The sequence below is a fragment of the Pseudomonas sp. 05T35 genome, from assembly GCF_056396605.1.
The window spans coordinates 1-2,353 of the sequence record NZ_JBFTLU010000578.1; the positions used below are offsets into that span (position 1 = coordinate 1).

Annotated in this window: 2 protein-coding genes; both read right to left on the reverse strand. The window is 56.7% G+C overall.

The window, feature by feature from the left end; genetic code table 11:
• Positions 1-379: 379 nt before the first annotated feature.
• On the reverse strand, positions 380-1,600 hold the full coding sequence (locus AC1DH9_RS27465) for an MFS transporter (protein ID WP_477809165.1): 1,221 nt from the start codon (positions 1,598-1,600) through the stop codon (positions 380-382).
• Positions 1,597-2,353 (reverse strand): GNAT family N-acetyltransferase (locus AC1DH9_RS27470; RefSeq protein ID WP_477809166.1); only part of this gene is annotated, 757 nt, incomplete at its 5' end. The genes AC1DH9_RS27470 and AC1DH9_RS27465, both read right to left, overlap by 4 nt.

The following is a 2,353-nucleotide window of genomic DNA, read 5'->3' on the forward strand; positions in this document are numbered from 1 at the left end:
GTCCTGCGTAGGGCGGATTGCAAGGAATAAGTGGACGGCGCCAACAGATGTTTACCCTGCATTTGAAAATGCGGCCATAGCTCCTAGCGAAAGAGAAATTATTATCTTGATCTTGGATCGATAGTTACGCGTTTTACGTCGCATTGAAGCAGCAGTGGTTGGAGGCGTTCTACCTGTCCCAGGTAGCTTTCCTTGTCGTCGTATTTCTACTCTCCCCCATCGTCTGGAATGACCCCATTCAAGACGTAGCACTTCCCCATCCGGGCCGAGAGTGTATGGGGCGGCAGCTGCGCAATCGCATTCGCCCGCTGCGTTGGCAGCCGCATGAGGGTGTCCTTCAAAAGAGCGGGCGTCAGTGCTATGCGTGATTAACGGTTTTCTATCCTGGCGCCACCTTATTCAGGTGAAGCCAGGCTGTACTCACCTTCATCACAATGCCCCCCAACAGCAGCAAGCCGGTGAGCGTCATGGCAAGCCCTTCCAGCAAGATGTTTGCCGGTACCTTATCGGCCACGACGCCTGTCAGCATGACCGAAACAAGAAAGGCCGCGCCTGTGCCGGTATCCAGCAATGCAATCACACGGGCATAGAAATCCCCAGCAACCTGTTGATAGATGCGCAACAGGCTCAGGGTAATGACCAGCCCCTCCGCCAGCCCCGTCACAGCCACCAACGGCAATGCCAAACCGAGGCTGTCGACTTGCGATACAACCCAGATAGAGGCACATATCAGGGTCAGACTGATCAACATCCATGCGCCATATTGCTGCACGACACGGGACCATGACGACAAAGCAAGTCYAGCCAACATGCCGACACCATAGGCGCCGAATAGCAACCCGACATCGGCCGGTGGACGTTCCAGCACCTGGACCACATAGACAAGCGCAAGAATCTCAAAACTGCCAAGGGCCAGCATCACCAGCATACTGGCCGTCATGGGCAGTATCAGGCTGGCTCCATAGCGTGAAACCGCCGTGCGCAAATCGCGCCAGATACCTGCTTCATCGGCCTGCTCCCGCTTGACATGGAGCGAGGGCAACAACACACACAAGACACTGGCGATGAGCAGCAGCACTCCAATTACCACAACCGCCACCACATGCCCGTAGTGACTGGCCAGCACGCCAGCCAACAGCGTACCGATGGCCATCCCTGACATGCGCGCGGCCATGATAATGGCGTTGGCAGCGGGTAGCCGATCTGCCGAAACCAGGCTGGGTAATAAGGCACTGGCACCCGGCACGAAGAACCGGTTGCATGTCGCCGCCAGGGCAGCAATGGCAAGGATAGGGATAAGCTGCCCACGCATCGCCGGCAGCAAGAGTGCCAGGATGATGAACAGACGCGCCACACAGGCCCAGACCAGTACCCGTTTGAGATCGGTGCGATCGGCCACTGCACCGGCCCATGCGCCGAACAGCAGCATCGGGATCAACTCGCAAATGACCAGCAACATGATGTTGAACGCCGACTGGGTCAGATCGAATACCACGATCTGCAGCAGCACGATCAGCATCCAATCCGCCACCGAAATCACCCACTGCAGACCGGTCAAGAGCAAAAGACCGGTGCCATGTTTGTGTAGCAGCCGCTTCACCGCTGGTCTTCCACAGTCAGGTTTTCCAGCGCGAGCTTGTCCTGGTCGTGCTTGAGCACAAATCGACGCAGGAGCATGCGAAGCAGTCGTCCGAGCCACTTGGGATTGGCTTGCATCCAGGCGTAACAGGCTTGCAGGCGACAGCCCATTTCGACTTTGCCCTGTTCGTTGGAAATACCAAAGTTAATGCTGCGCAATCCTTTGCCGATGGCGTGGCGAACGATCTGGTAGCCCATTGCGCGGTGGATGGACAGGCGACTCGTTGCCTCCAGATCCACACCGCAATAGGTGGACTCCAGATGGTCGCCCAGAACAAAACAGAGGTCGAACGCATCAATACGTCCTTCCTTGCGCAGCAGCAACCACACCGCATGGTCGAGCTGGCTCATTTGCAGAAAGAAATCTTCGGTGACCATGATTTGGTCAGGCGAGTGATGTTTGCGATACAGCTGTAACCATAAGGCGTGCAAGCGCTGCGCTTCATCAATCGACAGTGCCTGACCCTCGCGAATTTCAAGACGGTAGCCTGCCTTTTCAAGCGATCGCATATCACGGCGTATGCTTTTGCGCTTGGGGTGCTGCTCCAGATACTGCTCAAAGTCTGTCCAGGGCAGCTCCAAATGCGCGCAGCTGTAGAGCTTGTCGAGCGCCTGCTTGTGGAGGTAGTCGGATGTCGGAAAATCCCGCCCGACGAACAATCGGACGCCGCGCTTGATTGAAGCCCGCTCCAGCGCAGTCACCAGACCATATCGC